Source organism: Gemmatimonadota bacterium, assembly GCA_040882465.1.
In the GTDB taxonomy this organism is placed as follows: Bacteria; Gemmatimonadota; Gemmatimonadetes; order Longimicrobiales; family Gaopeijiaceae; genus JBBEBG01.
In genome coordinates, this window is sequence record JBBEBG010000038.1 from 31,365 (window position 1) to 57,479 (window position 26,115).

The 26,115-nt window shown below is 65.9% G+C and carries 21 protein-coding genes; 10 read left to right on the plus strand and 11 right to left on the minus strand.

The features are described from left to right. Positions 1 to 6: 6 nt before the first annotated feature. The 3 genes from WEG36_14710 to WEG36_14720 are packed head-to-tail and all read right to left on the minus strand — an operon-like array spanning position 7 to position 2,509. Positions 7 to 774, minus strand: a complete 768-nt coding sequence (locus WEG36_14710; protein ID MEX1258863.1) for a M23 family metallopeptidase — start codon at positions 772 to 774, stop codon at positions 7 to 9. Between the two features lie 8 nt (positions 775 to 782). Next, entirely contained in the window at positions 783 to 1,694 is a 912-nt protein-coding gene (locus WEG36_14715; protein ID MEX1258864.1) for a ParB/RepB/Spo0J family partition protein, read from the minus strand. After that, on the minus strand, positions 1,691 to 2,509 hold the full coding sequence (locus tag WEG36_14720) for an AAA family ATPase (GenBank protein MEX1258865.1): 819 nt from the start codon (positions 2,507 to 2,509) through the stop codon (positions 1,691 to 1,693). Before WEG36_14720 ends, WEG36_14715 begins: the two co-directional genes overlap by 4 nt. A gap of 14 nt (positions 2,510 to 2,523) precedes the next feature. Between WEG36_14720 and WEG36_14725 the strand changes: the two genes are divergently transcribed. Continuing rightward, positions 2,524 to 4,116, plus strand: a complete 1,593-nt coding sequence (locus tag WEG36_14725) for a glycosyltransferase family 4 protein (GenBank protein MEX1258866.1) — start codon at positions 2,524 to 2,526, stop codon at positions 4,114 to 4,116. A 13-nt stretch (positions 4,117 to 4,129) separates the two neighbouring features. Here the strand turns inward: WEG36_14725 and WEG36_14730 are convergent, their stop codons facing one another. The 3 genes from WEG36_14730 to WEG36_14740 are packed head-to-tail and all read right to left on the minus strand — an operon-like array spanning position 4,130 to position 8,537. Next, on the minus strand, positions 4,130 to 6,175 hold the full coding sequence (locus tag WEG36_14730) for a hypothetical protein (protein ID MEX1258867.1): 2,046 nt from the start codon (positions 6,173 to 6,175) through the stop codon (positions 4,130 to 4,132). Continuing rightward, entirely contained in the window at positions 6,172 to 7,398 is a 1,227-nt protein-coding gene (locus WEG36_14735; protein MEX1258868.1) for a glycosyltransferase family 4 protein, read from the minus strand. The genes WEG36_14730 and WEG36_14735 overlap by 4 nt, the downstream gene beginning before the upstream one ends. Beyond that, the gene (locus tag WEG36_14740) at positions 7,395 to 8,537 is read right to left on the minus strand and encodes a glycosyltransferase family 4 protein (GenBank protein ID MEX1258869.1); all 1,143 of its coding nucleotides are present in this window, start codon (positions 8,535 to 8,537) and stop codon (positions 7,395 to 7,397) included. The genes WEG36_14735 and WEG36_14740 overlap by 4 nt, the downstream gene beginning before the upstream one ends. 228 nt (positions 8,538 to 8,765) lie before the next feature. Between WEG36_14740 and asnB the strand changes: the two genes are divergently transcribed. Together asnB and WEG36_14750 are read left to right on the plus strand one after the other, a co-directional pair. Further along, positions 8,766 to 10,748 carry an asparagine synthase (glutamine-hydrolyzing) gene (asnB, locus tag WEG36_14745; GenBank protein MEX1258870.1) on the plus strand — a complete coding sequence of 661 codons (1,983 nt, stop codon included), beginning with the start codon at positions 8,766 to 8,768 and terminating at the stop codon, positions 10,746 to 10,748. Beyond that, entirely contained in the window at positions 10,736 to 11,968 is a 1,233-nt protein-coding gene (locus WEG36_14750; protein MEX1258871.1) for a glycosyltransferase family 4 protein, read from the plus strand. The genes asnB and WEG36_14750 overlap by 13 nt, the downstream gene beginning before the upstream one ends. A gap of 19 nt (positions 11,969 to 11,987) precedes the next feature. On the opposite strand, the gene WEG36_14755 is transcribed toward WEG36_14750, so the two are convergent. Beyond that, complete coding sequence (locus WEG36_14755; protein ID MEX1258872.1) at positions 11,988 to 12,890, minus strand: polysaccharide deacetylase family protein; 903 nt, start codon at positions 12,888 to 12,890, stop codon at positions 11,988 to 11,990. Between the two features lie 38 nt (positions 12,891 to 12,928). Here WEG36_14755 and WEG36_14760 point away from each other — a divergent pair, with 38 nt between their 5' ends. Continuing rightward, on the plus strand, positions 12,929 to 14,080 hold the full coding sequence (locus WEG36_14760) for a GNAT family N-acetyltransferase (GenBank protein ID MEX1258873.1): 1,152 nt from the start codon (positions 12,929 to 12,931) through the stop codon (positions 14,078 to 14,080). On the opposite strand, the gene WEG36_14765 is transcribed toward WEG36_14760, so the two are convergent. Continuing rightward, positions 14,055 to 14,675: a GNAT family N-acetyltransferase gene (locus WEG36_14765; protein ID MEX1258874.1), complete on the minus strand. Its 621-nt coding sequence runs from the start codon at positions 14,673 to 14,675 to the stop codon at positions 14,055 to 14,057. The genes WEG36_14760 and WEG36_14765 overlap by 26 nt on opposite strands. Positions 14,676 to 14,821: 146 nt before the next feature. Here WEG36_14765 and WEG36_14770 point away from each other — a divergent pair, with 146 nt between their 5' ends. From WEG36_14770 to WEG36_14790, 5 genes are all read left to right on the plus strand, one after another. Beyond that, positions 14,822 to 16,552 carry an ABC transporter ATP-binding protein gene (locus WEG36_14770; GenBank protein ID MEX1258875.1) on the plus strand — a complete coding sequence of 577 codons (1,731 nt, stop codon included), beginning with the start codon at positions 14,822 to 14,824 and terminating at the stop codon, positions 16,550 to 16,552. Between the two features lie 2 nt (positions 16,553 to 16,554). Next, positions 16,555 to 17,727, plus strand: coding sequence for a glycosyltransferase family 4 protein (locus tag WEG36_14775; protein ID MEX1258876.1), 1,173 nt, complete (start codon positions 16,555 to 16,557; stop codon positions 17,725 to 17,727). A gap of 60 nt (positions 17,728 to 17,787) precedes the next feature. Beyond that, the gene (locus WEG36_14780) at positions 17,788 to 18,675 is read left to right on the plus strand and encodes a PIG-L deacetylase family protein (GenBank protein MEX1258877.1); all 888 of its coding nucleotides are present in this window, start codon (positions 17,788 to 17,790) and stop codon (positions 18,673 to 18,675) included. Position 18,676: 1 nt separating this feature from the next. Next, the gene (locus WEG36_14785) at positions 18,677 to 20,158 is read left to right on the plus strand and encodes an O-antigen ligase family protein (protein MEX1258878.1); all 1,482 of its coding nucleotides are present in this window, start codon (positions 18,677 to 18,679) and stop codon (positions 20,156 to 20,158) included. A 215-nt stretch (positions 20,159 to 20,373) separates the two neighbouring features. Further along, positions 20,374 to 21,147, plus strand: a complete 774-nt coding sequence (locus WEG36_14790) for a glycosyltransferase (protein MEX1258879.1) — start codon at positions 20,374 to 20,376, stop codon at positions 21,145 to 21,147. On the opposite strand, the gene WEG36_14795 is transcribed toward WEG36_14790, so the two are convergent. Together WEG36_14795 and WEG36_14800 are read right to left on the minus strand one after the other, a co-directional pair. Continuing rightward, positions 21,067 to 21,960 (minus strand): class I SAM-dependent methyltransferase, encoded by an 894-nt coding sequence (locus WEG36_14795; protein MEX1258880.1) that lies wholly within the window; start codon positions 21,958 to 21,960, stop codon positions 21,067 to 21,069. The genes WEG36_14790 and WEG36_14795 overlap by 81 nt on opposite strands. Before the next feature lie 32 nt (positions 21,961 to 21,992). Next, positions 21,993 to 23,435 carry a hypothetical protein gene (locus WEG36_14800; GenBank protein MEX1258881.1) on the minus strand — a complete coding sequence of 481 codons (1,443 nt, stop codon included), beginning with the start codon at positions 23,433 to 23,435 and terminating at the stop codon, positions 21,993 to 21,995. Positions 23,436 to 24,094: 659 nt separating this feature from the next. Between WEG36_14800 and WEG36_14805 the strand changes: the two genes are divergently transcribed. Then, positions 24,095 to 24,253 (plus strand): hypothetical protein, encoded by a 159-nt coding sequence (locus tag WEG36_14805; protein ID MEX1258882.1) that lies wholly within the window; start codon positions 24,095 to 24,097, stop codon positions 24,251 to 24,253. Between the two features lie 147 nt (positions 24,254 to 24,400). Here WEG36_14805 and WEG36_14810 read toward each other — a convergent pair whose 3' ends face one another. Further along, complete coding sequence (locus tag WEG36_14810; protein ID MEX1258883.1) at positions 24,401 to 25,822, minus strand: Ig-like domain-containing protein; 1,422 nt, start codon at positions 25,820 to 25,822, stop codon at positions 24,401 to 24,403. Positions 25,823 to 26,115 lie beyond the last annotated feature (293 nt).

A 26,115-nucleotide genomic window follows, 5' to 3' on the forward strand; every position in this document is an offset into this window, starting at 1 on the left:
CCACGTTCAGGGCTGCGCCACCATTGCGAGGGGATCCACCGGCTCCCCTTCGAGAAAGATCTCGAAATGAAGGTGGGGTGCGGTGGACCGGCCGCTCGACCCGCTCAAAGCGATGATTTCGTTCCTCCGGACCAGGTCTCCCCGGGCCGCGAGGAGGAGGGACACATGGGCGTACCGCGTACGATACCCCTCCGCGTGGTCGAGAACCAGATAGCTCCCGTAGATGGGGTCCTCTCCAGCGTCCGCGACCGTTCCGCTCCCCGCCGCCCTCACGTACGAGCCGGCCGGAACGGCGATGTCGATGCCCGGATGGTCCGTCCCTCCGCCCTCGAGAAGCACCTGTGTCACGAACCCGGCTTCGGTGAGGGGCCAGCTCGTAGGAAGGAACTGTTCGGCCTCAGGGAGATTCGAGGCCCCGGAGGGGCGTCCCACCGCAGGGGGGAGCCAGAGCTCTTCCGTCGCGGGTGCCGTACCGGCACCGAACATATCCCGAATCCGAGCGTAGGCCGCCTCCACTTCGGCGAGAGTTTGCGCGAGCGCTTCGACTCTCTCTTCCCGGGCAAGTAGTTCCGTCACTTGCGCCTCGAGAAGCGCCGTGCGGTGTGCGCGGGCCGCCAGATACCACCAGCTTCCCACGAATCCGACGAGGAGGACGAAGACGAAGGCGCCGGCCCCCACGACCCACGGGAGCTGTCGGTAAGGAATGCGGAGGGACCGGGTTCGCCCCCCGGAATCGGGAACGACCAGGAACGTTAGCAGACGATCTGAGTCCATCGGTCGTCTCACCCGATCAGGTCGGCGGGGTCACGTCCGGTGATCAGCTCGAAGACCCGTTCGAGATCCGCCGAAGAACCGAAGGGAATCTCGATAGACCCCGTTCCCTTCCGTCCGACCTTGAGCCGTACTCGGGTCCCCAGGGTTTCCTGAAGCGCCTCCTGGAGGGCCTGGGCGACCGGGTCCACCGAGCCTCCCGCCCGCGGCCGGCTTCGCCCCCTGGTTTTCCCCTTCCCGGCTTCACCTCGCACCCGATCCTCCACGGCCCGCACCGTCCACCCCTCTTCGGCCGCCCGGCGCGCGAGCTCGGCGAGTTTTCCCGCATCTTCGACTGCGAGAAGGGCGCGGGCATGCCCCATGGAAAGGGACCCCTCCAGGAGATACCGGCGGACCGAGGGGGGAAGCTTGAGGAGACGTAGCGTGTTGGCCACCGTGGAACGGTTTCGCCCTACTGCCCCCGCGATTTCACCCTGTGTGAGCCCGAACTCACGGGCGAGCAGCTCGAATCCCTCGGCCTCCTCGAGCGGATTCAGGGCCTCTCGCTGGATGTTCTCGACCAGGGCGAGGACGAGGAGCGTCCGGTCGTCCACCTCCCGCACCACGACCGGGACCTCCACCCAACCGAGCTCCGACACGGCCCGGAGCCGCCGTTCTCCGGCGACGAGCTGAAATCGGTCCCCCTCTCCATCCGGGCCGGGGCGAACGACGAGCGGCTGCAGGAGACCGTGCTCCCGGATGGACTGCGCGAGATCCGCGAGCTCTTCCTTTTTGAACTCTCGCCGGGGTTGGAAGGGATTCGCGCCGATCCGCGCGACCGGGAGCGTCCGGACCTCGGACGGATCCGCCACAGGACCGAGATAATCTTCACCCAGAAGGGCCCCAAGGCCCCGCCCCAACCTGTCTCGCTTGGCCGCGCTCAACGTGCCACCCCCTTCGCTGTGGACTTCTTCGCCCCGCCGGCACCCCCCTTCTTCGCGCCACGCACGAACTCCTTCGCGAGCCCCAGATAACTCTGCGCCCCGGCGGAAAGGACATCGTAGGTGACGATCGGCTGGCCGAAACTCGGCGCCTCCGCGAGCCGCACGTTCCGAGGAATAGTCGTGTCGAAGACTTTGGCGCCAAAATAGTCGCGGGCCTCGTCAGCCACCTGCTTCGAGAGGTTGAGCCTTCGGTCGTACATCGTGAGCAGAACCCCCTCGATTTCCAGGCGCGGATTCAACCCGCGTTGCACGAGGCGAACCGTGCTCAGGAGCTGGGAGAGCCCCTCGAGCGCATAAAACTCGCACTGGATTGGAATCAGGACGCTGTCCGCCGCGGTCAGCGTGTTCAGCGTCAGGAGCCCGAGCGAGGGGGGGCAGTCCACCAGGATGTAATCGTAGCTGTCGCGAAGCCCCTCCAGCGCCCGGGCGAGGACCCGCTCCCGTTCCGGCCGGTCCACGAGCTCGATCTCCGCACCCACGAGGTCGCGACTGGACGGAATCAGGTCGAGGGAAGGGAAGTGAACGCCTTTCGTGACGCACTCCTCGGCCGGACGTCCCTCCACGACAAGATCGTACACAGTGGAGAGATCCTCTGACTTCTCGACGCCCAGCCCCGACGTCGCATTCCCCTGGGGATCGATGTCGATGATCAGGGTCCGGAGCTCGGCGACGGCGAGGGAAGCGCCCAGATTGATGGCCGTCGTGGTCTTTCCGACCCCGCCCTTCTGATTTGCGATGGCGACGACGCGGGACATGGGGCGCGTTCGGAATGAGGTCGAGCCGACTCAGAGGAGGTCGAATATACGTCGGGGGCTGCGATGGGGAAACCGCGAAGAGGGAAAGTGCGATTGTTCCACGTGGAACAGGCCCTATCGTCCAGAATACCGAATCTACACCGTATAGACACCGAATAGACGGCGAATCACCTCCGGTCCCCGTTTACGGTGGTAGGGCAATTCCAGGTTGCGCTCGTCGTTTCGAGAGCGCGCCGCCCGCCATCGGATTCGGAACGTGCTTCGGCCCGCCGCCACTTGGCTTTGCCCCAAGCCGACCCCTAAGTTCCGGCCCGTTCCTGTCCGCAGTCATCCTGACGCTCGTTTTCTCCTGGAGGATTGGTCTGGAGTTGCGAAGTGGCTCGCGAAGCCTTGGCGGTCCGAGAAAGATCCTTTACTTGGACAATACGACCACGTTCGGGGGTGCGATCAACAGCCTTGCGGAGCTCGTCGCCGGGCTGGATCCCTCCCGTTTCACCCCGATTGTCGCCACTCCCCAGCCTGAGGCGACTCTCCGAGAGCGCCTTCCGGGAATAGAAACACGCCGGGTAAGACCGGTCCCGCACCGGAGTGCTCCACGGACAGAGCGACCGGGGCTCGAATCGAGCGGCCCTCGATCTCGATCCTCCACCTTCGGCCAGGACCGGGCCAAGACAGCTCTCCGTCTGCTCGGTGAGACCTCTCCCGAAGCCCTGCAAATCGCTCGATTGGCCCGCCGCGAGGGTGCGGAGCTGATTCACCTGAATAACAACCTCGAGAGTCAGGAGGCGGGAGTGCTCGCCGCGAGGCTCATCGGCCTCCCTTGCGTTGCGCACGCTCGAAGTTTTCAGGTCGGGACTAGATTTCTCCGTTGGATCGCGCGCAGGGTAGACCGGCATGTGGCGATATCGAACGCGATCGCCCAGAACCTTCGCGATCTCGGGATCCCGGAAAGCCGGATCGTCCTCATCCACGACGGAATTCGGTGCGACCGATTTGCCGATGTCCCTTCGCGGCACGAATGCCGAGTGGCTCTGGGAATCCCTTCCGGCTCCTTCGCTTTTGGGATTTTGGGGCGTCTCGTTCCCTGGAAGGGGATCGCAGAGTTCGTGGAGGTTGCCGCAGAAATCGTCCGCTCGGATCCCGACGCAACAGCCTTCGTCGTCGGCAGCGTCTCCGACGGCGACGACGATTATTACGACACACTTCGGGAAAGGGTGAACTCCCTCGGCCTTGCCGACCGCATCGTGTTCACCGGCTTTCGTCCCGACGTACGCCAAGCCATGGCCGCCATGGACCTCGTGGTTCATGCCTCCACGGAGCCCGAACCCTTTGGAATGGTCCTTATCGAGGCGATGTCTCTTGGCCGTCCGATCGTGGCGACTCGCGGCGGGGGCCCGGAGGACATCGTCCTCCACGGGGAGACCGGCCTCCTGGTGAAACGTGGGGCAATCCGCGAGATGCGAAATGCGATCGTGGAACTCAGGGAGAACCCAGAGCGGGCACGTGCGATGGGTGAAAAGGGACGGGATCGGGTGCGCACGAACTTCAGCGCGGAGATTCACACCTCGAGAGTCTCACGGATGTACGACGAGCTGCTGAAGGAGTAGATGTCCGTCGCCCTCAGGACAGTCCCGGGACGCACTCCCCCCGTGCCCGCCACTCATCCGAAGGGACTCGGTAGCTCTTGGCGCTTCCGCCGATGTTGGAGAAGACCTCCCACGCGGCGAGGCGCTCTCGCACCGCCGCGTCCCGTTCGCTGCGAATCCCGCGTGGGTCGGCGTGCAAAACGAGCCAGATGTCAGCCTCCGCTTCGCAGAGAACCGCGAGCAGATCTTCCTGGCGCCAGAGGAGGCCGGCCCCCGTCCACAACTCCCGCGTTCCCCCGGCCGTCGAGATGTCGAAGAACCGAATGCTCGGATGGAGCTCGTAGGCGAAGTCCACCTGCTCGAGATAATACGCGGACGCGGGCGGCCCGAAGATCACGATATCACCCACTTCCAGCCCCGCGTTCACGACCTCGGCCGGAGCCCGGTGATCGTCTCTCGGGACGAAATGCCCCCAACGCGCCGGAGTCATCCCAATCCCGTAGGCGACATCAGGCGTGTGAATTCTCGCGAGGCGCGAAGCGGAGTAGTCATCGGACACCCACATGAAGGCAACGAGCGCCGCCACCGTTCCGATCGCTCGCACTCGCCCCGCACGCAACACGACGCCCACCAACGTCCAAATCGCCTCCGCCGCGAGAAGGAGAACGCTCGCGTACAGGAAAAACGTGTAGCGGCTGCTCTGCTGGTTCGTGGCGATCACCGCGACTGCGAGCACGCAGACCAGGGGAACGCCGGCCAGGAATCGCCAGACGTCGGACCGCCGCTCGGCCAGGAGCTCCAGCGCCAATCGGGTCGCCAAGAGCAGTAGGAGGGCCACCGTCATCCTCGGCATGGCCCCGAGCCACGGCTGAAGCACGGGCTGATTCAAGGGCGGGTAGTTCAGAAGCTCCTTGGCAACGCCGTACGGGGCGAGTCCGCTCGTGAGGTGAAAGAGGCTCCAGACCAGGAGCGCCGCAACGCCCACCCCCACCAGCGCCGTGGTTCCCTCCCGCGCCCCATCCGTCCGAAGGAGCTCGGGGCGTAGGAGCCAGGTCCCGAGAACGAGGAAGAGCGCGGCGCCGAACAGCCCCAGGAGCGCGAGGAGAAGAACGAGTCCCCGAAACGCCAGGGCGAGGGGCTCCTGCCTCGACCGCCAGCCTCGCACCAGGATCCAACCCCCGATCGCCGCGAGCGCCAGGAGGAGCGCCGCCGCCCAGAACGGGCCCTCTAGGAGCCGCTCTACCCCCAATGCGGGAGTCACGACCGGCCCGACCAGGCCCGTTCCCGATGCGGCCGTCTCTATCCCAATCCCCGGAGGGAGCCTCGGAGGCTGACCCATACCCCGGAAGTCGGTGCGCTCCCAAAGGAACAACGCCGCAAGGACGGCCCCTGCCGCACCGACGCGGCCTGCGGAGGCGCGCAGGTCACCTCTGAGAAGCGGGATCGCGGCCAGGACCCATAAAAAAACGGCCCCGTCGTACACCAGAATGCCGGCTAGGGCCAACCCGGGCATCCACTTCCAGAGCCCTTTCGCGCCGTCCAACGAAACGCGCAGGAGGAGAACCGTCTGCCATAGGAATAGGGTTTGGAAGGGAGTGTACATCCGGCCGAAGCGGGCGAACTCGACCTCCCAAAGCGAGAGGCCGAAGAGGGCCACGGCGACCGCGGCGACCGGAGGACCCCCGAGTCGCCGTCCCATCAGGACGAGCGCCGGAATCGCCGCGAGGCTCGCAAGGGCGGGAACGATCCGGACCGACCACTCCGCAGCGCCCGTGAGCCAGAAGATGGGAGCGGTGAGGTACTGGAGAAGGAGTCCCCGCGGGTAATACCCACCCCCGGGGAAAGAGGGAATTCCTCGCTCGAGGATGTACCCGACCGAAGTGATGAGGTAATACTCATCCTCGGCGAGCGCCGCCCGGCCGAGCGCGAAGAGACGCACGAAGACTGCCGCGACCGCGGCCGCGATCGCGAGCGCCCACCATCCGCGGGCGCCCCAGAACGTCTCCCCGGACCCACCAGTGAGGCGCGATTCGCCTCGTGTCCCTTCCGGCAAGGCGGACTCCCGATCAACGGCGCTCATGGCGCCCGTGCCGGTCGCGCCCCGCCGCCGGAAGCGCTTAGAATCGTCTCGTCGAACACCCTTTCGATCCCCCTCACCTGTCCCTCGATCGAAAACCGCTCCCGCGCGTCGGCGAGCGCCGCGCGGCCCAGCCGTTCCCGCAGCCCGACGTCCCCGACGAGGCGTCCCAGCTTCGCGGCCAGGTCCCGCGCGTCGCCGGGCTCGAAGAAGAGTCCGGTGACGCCCTCACGGACGATCTCCTGCATTCCGCCCGTGCGGGCGGCCACCAGGGGTAGCCCCGAGGCGGCCCCCTCGATCAGGGCCACCCCGAATGCCTCGGCGCGCGAAGCCAACACGTTGATGTCGAAAATGTCTCGGTACCAGGGGGCCGGGTCGCGGAGGTCGCCGGCGAACGTCACCTGGTCCGCGATCCCGAGCTCCGCTGCGAGCCGCCTGAAACCATCTGCGTCGGGGCCGCTTCCGACGAACGCCACGTGTACGGGCGCGCCGGCGCCGAGAAGATCCGCCGCCGCTCGGATCAGGAGGTCCACACCCTTGCGATGGATCAGGCTTCCCACCTGACCGACGACCACCCGGTCGAGCGGAATCCCGGCCCGCTCGCGCGCATGGCTCCGCGCCTCCGCATCGTCGCTTGGGCGGAAGCGGGTGAGATCCACGCCGTTGTGGATGACGTGGATTGCCCCGCGGAGGCGCGCCTTTCGCACGATCGAGGCACGTACTTCGTCGCTGCAGAAGAGGACCGCGGGGACCCTTGGGATCCGGTACAGGTGGATGTCTCGCCGAATGTAGAAGGAGTGGACGTAGGACACGCAGGGGATGCGCCCTCGGTTCCCCGCATAATACGCGACCATGGAGGGCTGGCCGTTCATGCAGCAGAGGAGGTCCACCCCGAGGCGTCCCGCTAGGTCACGAAGGGCACGCACGGTACGGAGCCACCGAATCGGCTCGATCCGGGTCCGGAGTCCGTCAACCCAGATCGTGGGCCGGTCGATGACGAAGGCCTCGACGCCGGCGGTGCGCACGGCCTCGGCCAGGCTCTCGTGGTTACACGCGACGTACGGCTGAAAGCGAGTGCGGTCCAAGCGCCGCACGAGCTCCAACAGCACGGTCTCGGTGCCGCGGATCCAGTTCTCGCCGTAATGCACGAAGAGGACCCTCACAGGGAGCCCCTTCACCGCGTGTCCGGGAGCGGTGTCTGTCACCACCTCGGGGCGAATGCTCACCGCGCTCCGCCCGCCGCACGGTAGAGGGCGAGGTATCGATCCATCATCGCCTCGAGTCCATATGCCGCCGCCGCGACCTCGCGGCCGCGGGCTCCCATCCGTGCCGCCTCGGCCGGGTCATCGAGAAGCCGCACCGTCGCTTCGGCCAGCGCCTCGGCGTCTTCGGGGGGCACGAGCAGACCGGTCTCCCCGGAGCGGACGACCTCCGGAATCCCCCCCACATCGCTCGCCACGACCGGAAGCCCCACCGACATCGCTTCGACGATAGCCAGCGGAAGGCCCTCGCTACGGGACGGATGGACGAAGAGGTCGGCCGCGTGAAGGAGCGACGCCACGTCCCGGCGAAGCCCGAGAAAACGCACCCGCGAGGTGATGCCGAGGGCTCCGGCCAGAGCCTGGAGCGGCTCGAGTTCCTCGCCTCGGCCTGCGATCGCCAACACCCACGGGGAGAGATCGGTCCGCTCGGCGATCCGCGCCACCGCCCGGAGGAGGACGTCGTGTCCTTTCACGGCATAGAGATTTCCCACGGCGAGGAGGAGCCGCTCATCCGGCCCGATTCCGAGTGCGGCCCGTGCGGCGGCCCGCTCCCCGCGAGGCACGGGAACGCCGTTGGGGATGACGATCCAGGTGTCGGCAGGCGTTCCGAGCCGATCCACGAGCTGTCTTCGCGTCGCCGCCGACACGGTGGTGGCCGCGCTCGCTTGCCGCACGGCCCACCGAATCGCGATACGACGGCGCAGCCGCTCGGGAAAGGCCTGCGCCGAGTGGAGGGTCACCACGGAGGGGACGCCACAGAGCCGACCCGCCGCCGTCGCGAATACCGACATCGTGAACTCGTGAGCGTGCACGACCGACACCTTCTCCTCGATCAGAAGACGCCTCAGGCGGAGGACACACCCCGCGTCGAGCGGATGGTCGAGCCGGAAGGTGCGCGGCGCGAAACCGCGCGCCTCGAGCTCCGAGCCGAGCCAACCGACACCCCGCTCTGGCAAGATCGGGACCACCCCGAGCCCGCGCTCTCGCAGTCCGACCGCGAGGTGGATGAGCATCCATTCGGCTCCACCCGGCCCATCCGACTCGAGTGCGAGCGCGACGGTCATGGGCGGCGCATCGGGGGGTGAGCTCTCGGACCGCGTCATTCGTCGCCGCCCTCGGCGTTCCGTCCCTTCGACCGGCGACGGCCGCCCGGGATGGGGAAATCAGTCGGGAAACGGAAATCAGCGGGAAGGTAACGTGCGCTCGGACGATCGCCCAACGGTCACGCACCAGGTGGTCCCGTTCTTGCTAACTCGGGCGTGTCGCGGGATGATTCGCTCGGACCTTCCCATGCAGAGCGTCGGACCCATCGGAGGAACAAAGCTTCCAAGATGTGCGGTTTTGCCGGGATTTTTCAGGGCCCTCCAACCGATCCGGGGCGTCTCGCCGCGGACGCCAGGAGGATGGCGGAGCTCCTCCGCCACCGAGGTCCAGACGACGACGGCGCGTGGGTAGATCCCTCCGGGCGGGTCGCCTTCGCCTTCCGGCGGCTCGCGATCCTGGATCTGTCCCCGGGCGGACACCAGCCCATGGTCTCCGGCTCCGGACGCTACACGATCGTCTTTAATGGCGAGGCCTACAGCTTCGAGGCGATCCGGCGCGAACTCGGGATCCCCCGGAGCGAATACCGGGGCGGGTCCGACACAGAAGTCATTCTCGAGGCCTTTGACCGGATGGGGGTGGAGGCGACGCTCGAGCGAATGATCGGGATGTTCGCGATTGCTCTCTGGGATCAGGAGCGCCAGGAGCTCCTCCTGATCCGCGACCGGATGGGAATCAAGCCCCTCTACGTCGCCCAGACCTCGGGGGGAATCGCCTTCGGTTCGGAGCTGGGCGCCGTCACACGGGCACCCGGCCTGGATCCGGCGGTGGACCTCGCCGCGATCACCAGCTTCCTCCGCTACCTCTACGTCCCGGCGCCAGGCACTCCCTTCCGCGACGTGCGAAAGCTCCTGCCGGGCCACCTCCTCCGTATCCGCGATCCGCGCGGGCCACTTCCCAAGTCCGAGCCCTTCTGGTCGCTCGGCGCAGTCCGCGCCCGAGCCATGCCGCTCCGAGATTCCAGCCCTTCCGATGACGAGGCCGTGGACGCGCTGGACGCCCTCCTGTCGGACGCCGTGCGACTCCGCATGGTCGCCGACGTCCCGGTGGGTGCGCTCCTCTCCGGCGGGATCGATTCGAGCCTGGTCGTCGCGCTCATGCAGGAGCACTCCGACCGGCCGGTCCGCACCTTCACCGTCGGGTTCGACCATCCGGAGCACGACGAGTCGGTCCACGCTCGCGGCGTGGCGGCCCACCTCGGAACCGACCACACCGAGCTTCGCGTGACCGGGACGGACGCGCTTCGCCTGGTGCCCCAACTTCCCGAGATCTTCGACGAGCCGCTCGCCGACCCCTCGCAGATCCCGACTTACCTCATCAGCCGCCTTGCCCGCGAGAGCGTGACCGTGGCCCTCTCCGGAGACGGCGGGGACGAGCTCTTCGCGGGATACAACCGCTATCGCGACGGCCCCGCGATGGCGAGGCGGCTCTCCGGTCTTCCCGCCATGCCCCGGCGGTGGATGGGTGCGGCGATCCGGGCACTCCCCGCTCCGACGTGGGACCGCCTGGGCGATCTGCCGTTCATCGGCGCCCGAATTCCGCGCCTCGCCGGACAGAAGGCCCACAAGCTCGCCCGCATGATGCGGGATGGGTCGCGCGCCGATACGTACCAGACGCTGATGTCCATCTGGGACGAGGCCGAGCGATTGGTCCGGAACGGATCCGGCGGCGCGCCCGACCCCGTGCGCGCGATGCTCGAAGGGAGCCCCAACCCCCTCGCGCTCGACGAGATGCTCCTTCTCGACCAGACGTATTACCTCCCCGACGATCTCCTGCAGAAGGTGGATCGGGCCAGCATGGCGGTCAGCCTGGAGGTCCGCGTCCCCCTCCTCGACCACCGAGTGGTCGAGGAGAGCTGGCGGCTCGGCGGTGCGATGAAACTGCGGGGAGAGGTGGGGAAGTGGATTCTCCGGGAGATCCTTTACCGCCGCGTGCCCCGCGAGCTGATCGAGCGGCCGAAGACCGGATTCTCGGTTCCCGTGGAGGACTGGCTCGCCGGCCCGCTCCGGGAGTGGTGCGAGGACCTCCTCCTCTCCGCCTCGCCGGCGCGCGACGCGATTCTCGAGCCGCGCGAGGTCCAGGCCGCATGGAAGCGCTTCCGGAAGGGGCGCACCGAACTCGCGCTGGGGATCTGGAGCGTGGCGATGCTCGAGGCCTGGCGCAGGCACTGGAAAATCGAGAACCTCTCCGAGGCCGGCGCATGCGCGTCCTGAAGCTCTGGACGTCGGAGTATCCTTGGGACGTGCGAGTCGAGAAGGTCTGCCAGGCGTTGACCGCGGGCGGCCACGCCGTGCATCTCCTCGCCCGGAACCGAACCCGCGACGCGCTCCGGGAGACCTTCCCCGAGTGCGTCGTGCACCGGATGCGTCCATGGAGCCGGCTCGGCCGGCGCATGGACGCCGCCTCTCAGTTTCCGGCCTTCTGCAATCCGCGCTGGATGCGGCACATCCTGAAGGTGGGACGGGCCGAGCAGGTGGACCTCATCCTCTGCAGGGACCTTCCCCTCGCGCCCGCCGCCGTCTGGGCGGGCCGCCGGCTCGGCGTCCCCATGGTCCTCGACATGGCCGAGAACTATCCGGCGATGATTCGGGATCTCTGGCTCACGGGTGCCACCAGGTTCGGGGACACGCTGGTCCGGAACCCGCGAGCGGTCGAAGCGGTCGAGCGCTGGACGGTGCGGCGCGCGGGCCACATCGTCGTCGTGGTCGAGGAGTCCCGGGACCGGCTTGTGGCCCTCGGCGTCCCGCCCGATCGGATCACGGTCGTGGGAAACACCCCATCCGCCAGCCGACTGGACCGCTTTCCGTTTCCCCGTCCCCGCGACGAGGAGCCCCGCGGCCGCCTCGAGGTCGTTTACCTGGGGCTCCTCGAGAAGGCCAGGGGGGTGGGGACGGCGATCGAGGCGGTAGCCCTCTGCCGGGATCGGGGCGTCCCGGTGGGCTTTACCATCATCGGCGACGGGCGAGGGCGACAGGCCTTCGAGGAGGACGCCACCGCCCTCGGCCTCACCGGCGACGAGATCCGGTTTCGCGGATTCCTTCCCTACGATGAAGCGCTCGATATCGTCGCCGGGGCGGATGTCGGCCTGATCCCCCACCTCGCCCACGAGAGCTGGAATTCTACCATCCCGAATAAGCTATTCGACTATATGTCGGCCGGCCTCACGGTCCTCGCTTCCGATGCCCGACCCACCCGTCGGGTGATCGAGGAAACGGGATGCGGCCTTTGGTTTCGGAGCGGGGACGCGGAGCACCTGGCTGAACAGATGGAGGCGCTATGGCGCTCGGAGACACGCAAGGCGCACGCGGGGGCGGGGCGAGCCGCGATCCGCGACCGCTTCAACTGGGAGACGGACGGTGCGCGGCTGGTTGCGGCACTCGAGGGGCTCGCCCGGGGACCCCGGGCAGACTCACGGGCCCCGTCCAGTGCCTGACCGCCCCCGGCCCGCGGAGCTACCGCTGGACTACGCCAGAGACGCGAAGTTCGAAGCCTTCGTCCGAAACGCCCGCCGGAATGTTCAGGCGCGGCGTGCGAAATGGGTCCCACCCGGATTCTGGGACCCAGCCACCCGCGATCTCGAGGGCGCCCCAGTACCCGATGCCGGCCGCGATCCGGCCAACCGCGGGGGAGTTGAACCCGTAAGGGCAGGCGAGCCACCGGCTGGGGCGCTCGACCGAACGCTCCAGCCAGTCCCAGCTCGAGCGGAGATCGTCGCGGAGGCGGTCCTCCTCGAGTGCGGCCAGGTTTCGATGGCTCCAGCTGTGGCTCCCGAAGCGAATCGCCCCCTCTCGGTCGCGGAGGTACGGGGAAAGAAGCTCCATCCGTGCCGGGCGGCGCCACTCGGAGGAGGACTTCCGGCGCCTCGGATCGCCGGCGAGGAATCGCGAGACGTCGCCATCGTCCCCCGCGAGCTCCTGAAAGACCTTCCCCTCCGCCCCGCGAGCATCGAAGACATCCCACCAGAAACGTTCCGCATCGAGGAGACCGGGACAGAGGAAGACGGTGGCCGGAAGCTCCCTCCGGAGAAGCTCGGGGAGGGCCAGCTCCACCGCTTCCCGATAGGCGTCATCGAAGGTGAGCGCCACCCGAGGTTTCCCTCGGGGTTCGACCGAGCCGGCCGAGTCAGGAGACTCGAGCGCTACGATATGCGATGCTCGCTCGAGGAGGTCGAGCTCCTTACGGAAGCGCGACAAGGGGAGGTGGAGCGAGTCCGGAGCAGCCGCCGCGTCTTCGTCCGGGACCACGTTGTGGTACGCCAGGATCAGGAGGCGTCCCGCGCGCCGCGGGCGCACGGCGCGCGCGTACCCCGCCCCAACGAGAATGCGCTCCACCGCGTGTTTCACGAAGGATTTCATGGAGCGGAAGGATCGTTGGCGGGAGGGGGAGGGACAAGGTGGAGCCGTTGATCCGACTTCGCGTCCTCCAGGGCGACCAGGGCGACGAGATCCGTGAAGCGTGGATCTCGCTCCTCCCGCGAGAGCGGTGGAGGTTTTTTCTCCACCCGGACTGGTTCGAGATCGCGCGGGCGAGCTACTTCCCCCGGGCCCGCGTGCGGTATCATGTCGCCTACGAAGGGGACCGGATCGTGGGGATCCTTCCCACCTCGCGGCGCCGGATGAACCGCTTCGGCCTCTTCCTTCCGGTGGTGGACGCCCTCGCGGGAGGACGGGGCGATTACTCTCTCCCGATCACGGGGCAGGAGGCCCGGCCCGAAGTCGTTCGTCCCCTGCTCGAGTCGGCCCTCTCCAGCGCGCGCGGGGCAGGGACGCTGGTCCTTGCGAACCTCCCGGTGGAAACCGGAGTCCCCGGGATTCTCGAATCGCTACTCGAGGAGCGGGGGCTCCCCTTTCGTCACGTGGAAGCACCTTCCCTCACCCTCTCCCTCCCCCCCACCTTCGATGAGGCGGAGGCGGCGATGAAGAAGGGCCTCCGTGGCGATCTTCGGCGCCAGGCGAAGCGAATCGAGGAGTCGGTGGGGCCGCTGGACTTCCGAGTGGTGACCGACCCGGAAGAGGCGAAGGCCCACCTCCCCGGCCTCTTCGAGATGCACGACCGTCGCTGGCTCGAGGCCGGCCTCCCCGCCTCCTTCGAAGATCGCTCCGCGAGAGACTTCTACTACGGAATGATCGAGAAGCTCTGGGGGGAGGGACTCCACTTCTCCCTCCTGAGGGCGGGAGAGCGGGTGATCGCCTACCATGTGGGAGCCGTTGGAGGGGGATACCTCCTCTACTACAAACCCACCTTCGACCACACCCTTCAGAATTACTCTCCCGGGAAGCTTCACCTCCGCTTCCTCCTAGTGCATGCGATCGAGGCGGGGCTCAGCGGAATCGACTTCCTCCAGGGGACGGAAGGGTACAAGCGCGACTGGGCTTCGTCGGTCACGGAGTGCGGGAGCTACACCGTGCGGACCCGGCGCGTCAGCCCGTCGTACTTCTGGCTTGCGTGCGGCCGGCCCTGGACGGAGCGGGTGGTCGGACCGGCCTACAATCGCTGGGTCGCTCGCTTCGAGCGACTGGTCAGGCGTCGAGCGGAACGAGGGTGAGGTGGGACCTCCAGAGCGTTCGCCGGTATTCGAGACGCCGGGGGGCTCGGAACCCGCACTTCTCGAATGCGGAGATCGAGGGCCGGTTGGCAGGATGGACGACGGCGACTGCCCGTGTCAGTCCCCGCGCCTCCGCCCTGCGGAGGATCTCGCGGAGGGCGAGAGCCTGGCACCCCCGTCGCCGGAAGCCGGGGAGGGTGAACATATCGTAGATTCCCGCGGCGCCCGCCGCGGCGAAGACGGGAAGGCCCGGATCCAGGGGGAGCCGGTGGGAGGCCATCCATGCGACGTGCGCCAGCGAACCGTCCATGAAAATTCCGAGGCAGAGGTCCCCATCCGCGAATCGGGCCCTCAGGTCATCCGGATAGTGGACCGCCTTGAAGAAGTGGTGGAGGAGAAGGTCCTCCATCGTCATCGTGCGGAGCTCAGTCCCCGGGGCGAGTTCCGGTGCCGCCGGCGATTCGAGGTCCATCTCGAAGAGGAGCCAGGCCTCCGCGCGATAAAAGAGGGCTACGAGGCGGCCTGCGACTTTCCGGAGAACCACGCCCACGCCGCCGTGCTCGAGATTGTACCGCAAAGCGCGGATGGCTCGCATGCGCCTCGATGGTGCGGGCGGGGGCCGCAAACTCAGTCCTTTGGCCCGGGTCGTGCTGTTACACCCCGCGATCCCGAGGCGGTGCCGCGGTACCTTGGACTCGGGCGCGCCGGGGGAATTGCGGGGACGCGAGGCAAGGAGCGCTGATGGAGAGTCGGAACGGACTGGTGCAGTACATTGCACGCCACGACCGGGCGAGGGTCACGCTCATGGTGGTCCTGCTCGCCCTTGCCGGCGTCCTGGAGGGCTTCGGCATCGTCGCGGCACTCCCGGTCCTCGAGTCGATGGTGTCCGCCGACGCGGGGACGGAGAGCGGACTCAGCCTCGCCATCGAGCAAGGCCTGCGGACCGTGGGACTCGAGCCCTCGACCGGGCTTCTTCTCACCCTCCTCGTGGTCATGTTCACCCTCAAGGGTGTGGTCTTCTACCTCGCCGTCCTGACGGTGGGGACCGTCGTGGCGCGCGTCGCCATGGAGCTGCGGATCCGGCTCCTGCGCGCGATCTCGAGCGCAGAGTGGAGGCACGTCCTCCGTTACCCGTCCGGCTTCATCTCGAACGCCGTGAGCAACGAGGTGGGCCGAACCGGAATGGCTTATCAGGAGTTCGCGCAGGTCGTGGCCGAGGGAACGCAGGTCATCGTCTACCTCGCGATCGTCTTTCTGATGTCGTGGGAGACGGGTGTCGCCGCGATTGGGGCGGGGGCCGTGATCCTCCTCATCCTCCAGGGAAGGGTCATGGCGAGCCGACGCGCGGGCCACGACCAGGTGCAGATTCTCCGGTCGATTCTCGCGCGACTCACCGATGCGCTTCCCAGCCTCAAGCCGCTCAAGGCGATGGGGATGGAGGGGTATCTCCTTCCCCGGCTCGAGGAGGAGACCGAGGCCTTTTTCATCGCCCAACGAAAGGAGATCGCTTCGACCGAGCTCCTAAAGAAGGCACGCGAGCCCCTCCTCATGGCGGCACTCGCATTCGGGCTTTGGTTTGTGCTCACCTTCACGACGTTGGCCGCGACGTCCATCATGATCCTTGCCGGGCTTTTTTACCGGACGGTGACGAGCATCACGAACATGCAGCAGCGGTGGGTTTCTGTACTCATCGGGGATAGCTCCTTCCGCTCCCTCATGGAACACATCGAGGCGGCAGAGACGGCCCGCGAGACCTGGGCCGAGGACGGGAAGCCTCCGCCGCGCTTCGAGGAGGAGCTACGGGTGGAGGACCTCTCGTTTTCTTTTGGTGACACGGCCGTGCTCAAGGGTGCGAACGCGACGCTCCGCGCGGGCCGGTTCGTGGCCGTCGTCGGTCCCTCAGGGTCGGGAAAAACGACGCTGACCGACCTCCTCACCGGGCTCCTCCGACCGGCCGGCGGTCGCATTCTCGTCGATGGAGTGAGCCTGGCGGAAGCTGGCGTTCGCGGGTGGCGCCGACAGATCGGCTACGTTCCGCAGGAACCGATGCTCTTCAGCGATACCGTGCGTGCGAACGTCACCCTCGGCAACCCGGCATTCGGTGACAACGAGGTCGAGGCGGCACTTCGCGCCGCCAGCGCATGGGACTTCGTGATGGCGCTCGACGGGGGATTGAACCACCGGATCGGCGAGGAGGGGACTACGCTCTCCGGAGGCCAGCGCCAGAGACTAGCGATTGCGCGCGCGCTCGTCACGCGCCCGAGCCTTCTGATCCTGGACGAACCCACAACGGCGCTTGACACCGTGTCCGAGCAGGAAGTCTGCCGCGCCATCGCGCGTCTGAAGGGGAAGCTCAGCATCCTCTCGATCTCGCACCAGCCGGCGCTCCGGGAGCTCGCGGACGAAGTGTGGGATGTACGCGACGGGAAGATTCACATCCTCGTCGCCGGCGCGGCTGGCGGAAAGGTGTGACGATGGCCTCCGGTCAAGAGCCCTACCTCGTCATCGTTCGACTGGGACCCGTCCACAATGTCGAGAACCACCTCCTCTTCTTCGCTCGCGCCTTCGCGCCGGTCCTCGACGGAGAGATTGCGACCCGTTCGGGCCAGCAGGCGCACTATCAGGTGGGGCGCTTCAAGATTCGTTTGTACGCCTGGGGGAGCCGGTTTCTCCCCGAACCGGTCCGCCGTATCCTTTACACGGCGCGCGTCGTGGGGCATGGCCTCCGGCTCCGTTGGCTGGAAGGGAAGCGGCTCGTCGTGATCACCTACGATCCGTTCCAGAGCGGGGTCATCGGCCTTCTCCTCAAGTGGCTCACCGGCGCGGCCTTCATTTGCGAAGTGAACGGCGTCTTCGGCGATCCGAATACTCTCATCGACCTCGAGGACCAGCGAAAGGCCGAGAGGAAGCGCAAGTGGATGCTCCGGGTGGGTTCATGGATGCTTCGGAGGGCAGACTTCATCAAGCTCCTCTACCCCGGCCAGCTGATGGGCTTCATGGTCCCGGCGGACCGCCCCCCTCGCGCCTCCTTCCACGAATTGATCCACACCGCGGCCTTCGAGCCTACCGGACGCGCGCCGGAGGACCGCCTCATCTTCGTCGGGCACCCCTATCTTCTGAAGGGTGTGGATCTCCTCCTCGAAGCCTTCGCGCGCGTCGCTCCCGAATTTCCGGGGTGGCGGCTCCTCGTCGTGGGATGGCGAATCGAGGAATCGGCGCGCGGCGCGGACTTTCCCCGGGACCGGGTCGAGTTTCGAGGGCCTTCGGAACCGCCCATCTTGCGCGAACTGATCGAGGGTTCGAGCGCACTCGTCCTTCCCTCCCGTTCAGAGGGGATGGGGCGAGTGCTCCTGGAAGCAGCCTTTCTCGGCCGGGCCCGGATCGGAAGCACGGCCGGCGGGATCCCCCACGTCGTGGAAGATGGGGAGGATGGCCTTCTCTTCCGCTCAGGCGACGTCAACGACCTGGTGCGAGCGCTCCGGCGTTTCATGGGCCTTTCCCCGGGCGAGCGCGCCCGCATGGGGGCCGCCGCACGGAAGCGTGCGCTCGAGTCGTTCACGACTGACGCTTACGTGCGACACTACCTTGAGATCATCCGCCGCGTCGCCCCTCAGGATCCCGCGGACGGAGGGTCCGCGCTCCACTGACGTAGCGTCCCCCGAACCCAAACTCGTCCTCGGACCCATGAATCTCACCGCGGGGTGGCGATGATCCGAAACACGCTGAGGCGCCTGTACCGGGAGTTCGTCCCACTCCTTTACGGGCGCACGAACTACAAGCTCTTCCTCCAGCGCTCCCTCGAGAGCCTCGATGCCCGGGTCGCTGCGATCCTCTGCGCTACGAACGTCCTCCCTGCGGTGATTCGCCCCGTCCCGATCCGCGCGCCGTTCGGCCGCTCCATGCTTGTGGTGGCCCCGCATCAGGACGACGAGATGATCGGGTGCGGGGGAGCGATGATCCTCCAGCGGCGCGCCGGGAGTGCGCTCGCGGTGGTTTTCACCCAGGACGGGGGGGACGAGCACGCCGAGGACGGGAGAACTCGGGCGGAGCAAGTCGCGCTGAGAGAGGGGGAAGCCACTGCCGTTGCTCGAGAGTTGGGGATTGCACCACCCCGTTTCCTTCGTTATTTGCACCTCTCGGGAGAGGAAGAGAGGGCGGCCGCCGCAGATCTCCGGGAGGAAATCGAGCGGACGCGGGCCGACGTCGTCTTCGTCCCCTTTTTCCTGGACTACAACTTGCATCATCAGCGTACCAACTTCGCGTTGGCGGAGGCGTTGGCTGAGACCACGCTCCGGCCACGGGTCATGGGTTACGAGGTTTGGGGGCTCACGGTGCCGAATGTTATCGTTAACATTGACGAGACGCAGGAGGAAAAGCGGCGCCTCCTCGGGCTCCACGCGTCCCAAATGTCGGGGAAGGACTACGTGCACGGGATCACGGGGCTCAACATGTTTCACTCCCTGCACTTCGGCGCCGGGGAGTGTCGGTTCGCCGAGCGCTTCTTCGAGATCCCGGCCGAAGACTACGTTCGCGTCGTCCGGGCCGTCCGGGAGAAAGTGACCGTTGCGGGCTCCCAGATTCCGGAAGCGTTCTAGGATGCGATCCCTTCCGACCGCACGCAGCACCGCCACCTTCCCCTGGGCCGGGGGGACCATGCGCGCCCGCCGGCGAGCGAATCCCGCCACTGCCGGGCGATTTTCCCTCATCGCCGAACTCAGAAGGCTTGCGACGCTGCGAAACGGTGTGCTCGCGGCGCTGGTCCTGACGTACATCTGGCGATATCACGATATGGCGGCGATCCTCCAGCCTTTCCGGCTGGCGGCGATCGCCACTGTTGCCTCGTGGGGCTATCTCGTCTTCGAACCGCGCATGTCCCAACTTGGACGCGCCCTCAAGCTTCCGTATGTCTGGATGCTGGTGGTCTGGATGCTCTGGGTGGCCGCCACGTCGCCGGCCGCCATCGATCCGGACCGTGCATGGGATGCCTGGCTCAACACCCATTCGAAGTCTCTCACGATGGCCCTCTTCACGCTGACCTGCCTCGTGTCGTTCAGAGCGGTCCGCGGGCTCATGGCGGTGCATGTGCTTGGTGCCGCGACACTCACCTACTTTTACGTGAAGGGCGGATTTCCTCTCTGGGGAACCCCGGTCTCGATGTACGACGTGAACGACCTTGCTCTTCTCCTCAACATGGTCCTTCCGATGACGCTCTACTTCGCGTTCTCGGAGAAGGACACGAAGATCAAGGCCGTGCTCTGGATCATCGCCGGCATGATGGCGGTGAGCATCCTGATGACGCAGTCACGGGGCGGATTCCTCACCCTCGGTCTCCTCCTCCTCGTGCTCTGGGTGCGGGTCCGCGGGATCAAGTGGTGGGTACGTCTTGTTCCGGCTATCGCGCTCGTGGTGGGATTCTTCTTCCTCCCCGCATCCGTCCAGGACCGCCTGTCCACACTCTTTAGCCCGACGGAGGACTACAATTACGCGGATCAGGAAGGGCGAGTCGAGATCTGGAAGCGAGGCATGGGTTATCTGGCCGACCGACCGATCACGGGAGTGGGCACCCTGAACTTTCCGGTGGCCGAGGCTACCCTCTCGCCCCAAGCGCAGCGCGGCCTCCCTGCCGGCGCACGCGTCTCGCACAATTCCTTTGTCGAAGTCGCCACGGAAACCGGTTACCCGGGAATCATTCTGTACCTGGGGATGTTCTTGACCGCGTTTCTGGCGCTCTTCCGACTCCGTCGCACCTGCGCCCGCGTTCGCGGATCGTCTCAGGCCGCCGAGCTCACGCTTTGCGCGGACTGCCTCATGCTCTCCCTGATGGCCTTCTGTGTCGGGGGATTCTTCCTCTCGATGGGCTACATTGCGATGCTTTTCTCACTCTTCGCGCTGATCGCCGGACTCGAGATCACGGCGGCCCAGTGGCTCGCCGCGGGCAGTCCGGCGGCCTCGGCGACCTTGAGCAATGGATTCGGTGGGCGGATGAGCCGGCGGATTTCCGGTCACTCTCGTCCCGTTGGACGGCGAGGCTTTGACGCGGAGTCGCTCCCACCCCTCGCCCGCCCGGGGAGAGCGTAGACCCATCTCCCGCTCCGACGGAGGTGGCTTCTGGTGAGGGCATCGCCACGTCCCCCCCGCTTGGACCTTTAGGGCCCACTCCCGCATTCGGGCGCGCGAACATCCTTGATTCGTCCATTCCCACTCCGGGCAGGTACCGTGCACCGCTCACTTGCACCAGGCACGCGCCGCTCCGGGGTCTCGGGAGCGCCGGCCCTCGAACCATCTCCCATTCCATGAACACCGACGATTCGTCCCACCGATGGGCCGACGACGTGCGAACGGTCATTGTCGTTCCCTGTTTCAACGAAGCGTCCCGCCTCCCCGTCCCGCGCTTCCTGGAGTTCGCCGCGCGGGTCCCGGGCGTCGGGTTTCTCTTCGTCGACGATGGCAGCAGGGACGGCACTGCGGCGATTCTGGGCCAACTGATGGATCGCGCGCCACAGCGCATGCGCATGATGTCGCTCTCAGAAAACGTTGGGAAAGCGGAGGCCGTGCGGCAGGGCCTCAGAGAGGCTTTCGGCGGAGGTGCCACGCACGCCGGCTATTGGGACGCCGATTTGGCGACCCCTTTGGATGAGATCCCATCCTTCATGATGGAATTTCAGCGGCGACCTACGGCCATCGCGGTGATCGGATCGCGGGTTCAAATGTTGGGCAGGAGCATCGAGCGCGGCACACTACGGCACTACCTCGGCCGAGTCTTCGCGACGGTCGCCTCGATGGTCCTCTCGATGCGTGTATATGACACCCAGTGCGGTGCGAAGATATTTCGCGCGACGCCAGACGTGACCGCAGCCCTCGACGACCCGTTTCGATCGAGATGGATCTTCGATGTCGAGATCCTGGCCCGACTTGCAGCCCGTATCGGTGCAGAGCCGGCCTCTCAGGTCGTGATAGAATTTCCCCTCGAGGCGTGGAAAGACGTTTCAGGTTCCAAGCTCACGGCGCGCTCGATGATCCGGGCCTTTTTCGACCTGCTCTCGATCCGCCACCGCTACCGCGTCTGAGGCACGCTGACCAACACTGCCATTTCCGGCCTTTTCTAAGACGGCGATCAAGCTCACTCCAAAACGGTAAGCCGCCGCAGGGTTTTCGAGTGCCCGGACCAGCCTCTGTGATTCACCTCGAAACACCGACAGGAGCACCCGATTCAACCACGGACCAGTCGCCGCGAGATCCGACGCTTCTCCAGAAATGCCCAGCAATCGCTTTGCGGCGCGAAAGGTCCGGATGGCTGGATAGAGTCGGGTGTTGAAGTAGGACAGCATACGGAGTCGAATCGGCAGGGCTTCCCAGAGCGATTGTAGCGTCCGCATGTCGTAGCGTCGAAAGTGACCGAAACGTTCGTCGTGACTGCTCCAGAGTCGCATGTCCGCGGGCACCGTGAGGACCACATAGCCACCCGGTGCCAGGGCCTCCACAGCGCACGCCAAGAGCGCTGCGTCGTTCTTTACGTGCTCGAGAACATCCATGATGAGAACGGCATTGACCCGCTCCTTCGACCCGAGAAGAATTTCACACGGCTCACCGCATCGAAGGTCCAGCTCGGGAAATCTCGCCCGCGCAAAACCGATAGCGGTCGCGGATGGGTCGATGCCGCTCACGGCGTAGTCCCCTGCAAGGCCCGCAACGGCCCCGCCCGTGCCGCATCCAATGTCCACGATCTTCAGGTCCCTCGACGGAGGAAGCACTTGGTGAAGTAGCATTCGCACGATTTCGAGCCGTGCGACGAACCACCAGTGACTGGTGTCGAGGCGAGAGTGGGCTTGGAAGTCGTCGTCCTGCATGGCTTCAACGTCCGTGGAAAGGACCCTCGGCACCCGTGGCCGACACCTCCCCGGCGAGTTCCAGCCTAGCGTGGTAAGGGCGGGTCGGCGATCAGGTACAGAGTCGATTGACCCCGCGAAAGAATTTCCTCGGCGCCGATCTGCGCCTGCGTCCCGGCGGAAAGCCGGGCTCCAATCGTGACGGCATATTGGTAGTCCTCGGCGACCCGGTGCCAATCAGGGTCGTTCACGCCCGGAATCCACACAAGTGGAACGTCGTAGGGCAGGTTGCTCACCATAAAGTGGGCCAAATGGCCGCCGTGTTCTGCCGTGAACATCGTGTTGGCAAGGCCGCCGTGCTGAATTGTGTGCCAAAAGATGAAGTGTCGCTCAGGGTCCACGCGCCCCCGGGACTCCGTCGCCACGAGGGCAACCACGTTCACGCCATTGGGGAGCGCGTCGATGACCTCGGCAAGGTCACCCAAGGACTCATCAATCGTGCGCATGTGCGTATATGTGACGGCCGAATGTACAACAACTCCCAAAGTGACAAGCCGGAGGACCCATGAGCTTACACGCGTTCGTGGTGCTGCCCAAAAGAGGAGAAAGACGTACCCGGGCAACAGGAAACGTACGTCGACGTCGTACACCCCACCCATCTCGACGGGAAACACGAGAAAAAAGAAGAGCAGCATTGCCCCCGTAAGCAGGAACAAGGGGCCCCTTCGAGAGGATCGTCGGCCTTCGATCCAGCAAGCGACGAACGCGAAGCTTAGGGTCCCGACCATGAGCAAGGCCTGAGCCAGCGAGAACACGTAGATCGGTGAAAGGAACTGCATGGCCTTTTCGAATGGGGTGCGGAACATCATTTCGGGGCTTTCGGCGACCGGCGACCCGCTTCCCTCCACGAGCATCCGGCTGACGATGGCGAAAGAGAAACCGGCCATGGCGGCCGTCAAGGGGATGACCCAGATGGGCAGCATGGATGTCCAGGGCGCACCGGACCGGTTACGACCCTTGTTCCAGGTCGACCAGATGGCATGTGTCCAGATCACCGTCAGCGCGATAGCGACCGCCGCAAGATGCCACAGGCCTATGACCACGATGCCGACAGCGGTGACCGCCAGTGTCGATGGCCGGTTCACGTCCCGCAGTTTCCACCACCAAGCGAGAAAAAAGTATGCGAATCCGAGACCTATCAGGTAATTGAAGAAGCCGTAGAATAGGTACCAATTCAGCGAAAGGACCGGGAGAACCCCGACGACGTCTCGATTTTCTTCTAACAGCGAACCCGCGAGCACGTACACACCGATGCTGGGGATCAGTAGCGCGAGCAAAGCCAGAAGTCGCGCGGCGAACCCGGCGGGAAAAAGGTGCAGGAGGCCCACGCCCAAAAGATCGCCGGCGATGTAACCAGTCGGCAGAAACCGAAACTCCATCGGGATCGTCGAATGCCCGGCGAGATAATCCGCAATGAGGCGATACCGAGCGAGATGATTGACTGCATCGGCATACGGAAAGTGGTCCACCGCAAGCACGACGAAAATGCACGAAAGAAGTCCGAGCCAAAACAGTCGCTGGGGCTCGTTGGACGCAGGATTTCCGGCGAGGCGGTCCTCACTCACGGGATGTAGTGGAAATACGTTGCCGGAGGAAAATCGACGCAGGCCCGCTCGGCATGAGCCTCGAGATTAGGCACCGTCCGTCCGTGGTCCCAAGAGGGGGAAGTGACCATAGCGGCCATTGGCCATGGTCAAGTTGTCTTCTCTTATCGCTCGATGCAACTGGTGGGATGCGCGCACAGAGATGGGATAGTGTCTGGGCGAACGGAAGGACGGCGGTGGTGCGTCGCCGTCCCTGTGTGGAATTACTCCAACCCGTGTGGCATGACCTGGGCCGACCTCTCAGCTCCATGGGACCGCGGTCGCGCCACGATCGCAATCCACGCAAGGGGCACGTTACCGACGAAGCGGGGGCTACTGAAGGATCAGGGGAGCCGAAACGAAGGACCCCGGAAGCTCATCCAACGGGAGGCGAAATGACCGTTGAACCATTGGCCCCCGCAGCGCAGTGCGTCGTCTGCGGGAGCACCGAGGTTGGGCCTGACCCGTTCCAATAGGATTGGCAGGGAAGGCGCTTCGAGATTTTCCGGGGCGGAGACTGCACGCACCAATTCGAGCATCCGCCGGTGTCGCCAGGGGATCAGGCGGCCATCTACGGCTACGGGTACTTCCGGGCGGACGGCGATTGGTCGGCGGGCTACTTCCGCGCCTACGAAAACACGGAGGTGCCTCTGCGCCGGGAGGCCACGCAGGTGCTCGGGATGGTGCTTCGGGCCTCCTGCTAGACGGCGGCTGCGCGGGCGGCGTATTTCTCGATCAGGAGCGGCGCGCAGGGTTCAAACTCGCCGATCTCGAAATCGACGGTCGGATGGCAGGAGCTCCGGCGGGACCCACCTTTTCTTTCCCCGACCCGACTGTGGCCGCCCATCGGCCTACCACCCCGGGGTCGAGGCGTAAATCCGCAGTCGGCCCCAATCGCGCTCCGCGGAGCCATTTGGATCGGCATTGACCCCGAGCGCATGCACCCGGAAGAACGCGGCCTCATGCGAATCGGTACGAATCCCGACTCGGGACGTCACCTTTCGGTCGCCGACCCAGACCTCGTAAATCCCGTCTGTGGCCGTCATGTTCGACGCCATCTTGAAGTGATAGCGGAGCCGGACCCACTGGCCCGTGAACATCTGTGACGTGAGGTTCGACTGATTTTCGAACCCGACGAGCTGGAAGTAAGGCCCACCGTAACCCGAGTTATTCCTCAGATAAATCGCCCACCTCCAGACCTCTCCTTCGCCGCCCCCGTAGAAGGACCCTGGGACGTTTCTCCAGTCCTCCATGACGAAAAGCGTTTTGTCGTCTGACTTGATGCTCCAGTCCGACGGAACTCGGAAGTAGACTTCGCCCCAGATTTCACGGGGTCGGTCCGTGGTGGCGAGAGTAGGTGAGACGGCCACGCCTGCGGTCCCATCTCCACCGTTCCCCGGGTACCTCGACCGGACGAATCGGCCCGTGGATCCATCGAAGAGGGTCCCGGTCTCGATCGTCGAGTTCTGGGCCCAATGGATCCCCGGCGCGGAACCGTACTGGGGGAGGGACGAGTACCCCGCCCACGTCTCCTCGAACCAGACCGAACCGTCTGCCGGAGGCGGAAAGTAGGGAGAGGGAGGGAGGAGGGTCTGGCGTACGGTCACCGCAACCGTATCCGTCCCACAGCACTCCGCGGCGACCGCGATGAGGGCGGTGCCCGCCGACTTCCCCGTCACCCGCCCGTTCCCGTCCACGGTCGCGATATGCGGCGCGAAACTCGTCCACGAGAGCCCGGGATCCACGACGACCTGTTCTTCGGTGACCCTCGCGGTCGCCGTCAATTCGAGCGCCACGCCGATCTCCGGAATCGTCCCGCCGTTCGGGGTGATCTGGACCCAAGGGGGAGGTGGGGGTCGGAGCTCCACGGCCACGAACACGGTATCCGCACCGCAGCAGCCGGTCACCACAACGATCGGCGCCGTTCCGACGGAGGCCGCCGTGAGCAGGCCGGTCGAGCTCACGGTCGCCACGAATGGCGTCAAGCTTCGCCAGGCGAGTCCGGGCGTTGAGACGAAGTTTCCTTCTCCGTCCAGGGCGGTCGCGAACATCTGGAGCGTGGACCCGACCGCTAGGACCGAAGTCGTGTCGGGTTCGTGAGTGATCAAGATCGTGCCGATCGTCGGCAGAACCGTCGGAGGTCGATAGGGCGGCGGCGGCTCATCTCCCTCGTCTACGGCCACCAACATCGTATCGGGGCCGCAGCTCATCCCGACCATGGCCAAGCAGATGAAGCCGATCGAGCGCGCGACCCCGCGTCCCCAATGCGTCAATGTCGGATGGTCCTCGAACGTCACCCTCGAGTGAAGCCGGGAAGGGAGACGAGTTCTCGGTGTTCGAACGCCGCCCGCGCGGATGACTCGGTGTCGAGCCGCCGGCCATTGTATGCTCACCCCGCGCGCACGCAAGCTCCTCCGGAAATGCGATCGAGACCGTGACTCGAGTCGCGGCCCTCGCGTTCGCCCGGAGGTCCGCCATCAGCAACGACTGTGGAGGAGACCAAGGATCTCCGAAACGACGAAGAGCCCTGCCGACCATCTCGGTCGGCAGGGCTCTCGATCGCCAG

Coding starts and splice junctions, on each gene's coding strand:
- WEG36_14755 (MEX1258872.1), bottom strand. CDS start 12,890: ATGAAATCCTTCGTGAAACACGCGGTGGAGCGCATTCTCGTTGGGGCG.
- WEG36_14725 (MEX1258866.1), top strand. CDS start 2,524: ATGAGGTCGAGCCGACTCAGAGGAGGTCGAATATACGTCGGGGGCTGC.
- asnB (MEX1258870.1), top strand. CDS start 8,766: ATGTGCGGTTTTGCCGGGATTTTTCAGGGCCCTCCAACCGATCCGGGG.
- WEG36_14740 (MEX1258869.1), bottom strand. CDS start 8,537: ATGACGCGGTCCGAGAGCTCACCCCCCGATGCGCCGCCCATGACCGTC.
- WEG36_14780 (MEX1258877.1), top strand. CDS start 17,788: ATGATCCGAAACACGCTGAGGCGCCTGTACCGGGAGTTCGTCCCACTC.
- WEG36_14720 (MEX1258865.1), bottom strand. CDS start 2,509: ATGTCCCGCGTCGTCGCCATCGCAAATCAGAAGGGCGGGGTCGGAAAG.
- WEG36_14710 (MEX1258863.1), bottom strand. CDS start 774: ATGGACTCAGATCGTCTGCTAACGTTCCTGGTCGTTCCCGATTCCGGG.
- WEG36_14765 (MEX1258874.1), bottom strand. CDS start 14,675: ATGCGAGCCATCCGCGCTTTGCGGTACAATCTCGAGCACGGCGGCGTG.
- WEG36_14785 (MEX1258878.1), top strand. CDS start 18,677: ATGCGATCCCTTCCGACCGCACGCAGCACCGCCACCTTCCCCTGGGCC.
- WEG36_14730 (MEX1258867.1), bottom strand. CDS start 6,175: ATGAGCGCCGTTGATCGGGAGTCCGCCTTGCCGGAAGGGACACGAGGC.
- WEG36_14770 (MEX1258875.1), top strand. CDS start 14,822: ATGGAGAGTCGGAACGGACTGGTGCAGTACATTGCACGCCACGACCGG.
- WEG36_14750 (MEX1258871.1), top strand. CDS start 10,736: ATGCGCGTCCTGAAGCTCTGGACGTCGGAGTATCCTTGGGACGTGCGA.
- WEG36_14790 (MEX1258879.1), top strand. CDS start 20,374: ATGAACACCGACGATTCGTCCCACCGATGGGCCGACGACGTGCGAACG.
- WEG36_14775 (MEX1258876.1), top strand. CDS start 16,555: ATGGCCTCCGGTCAAGAGCCCTACCTCGTCATCGTTCGACTGGGACCC.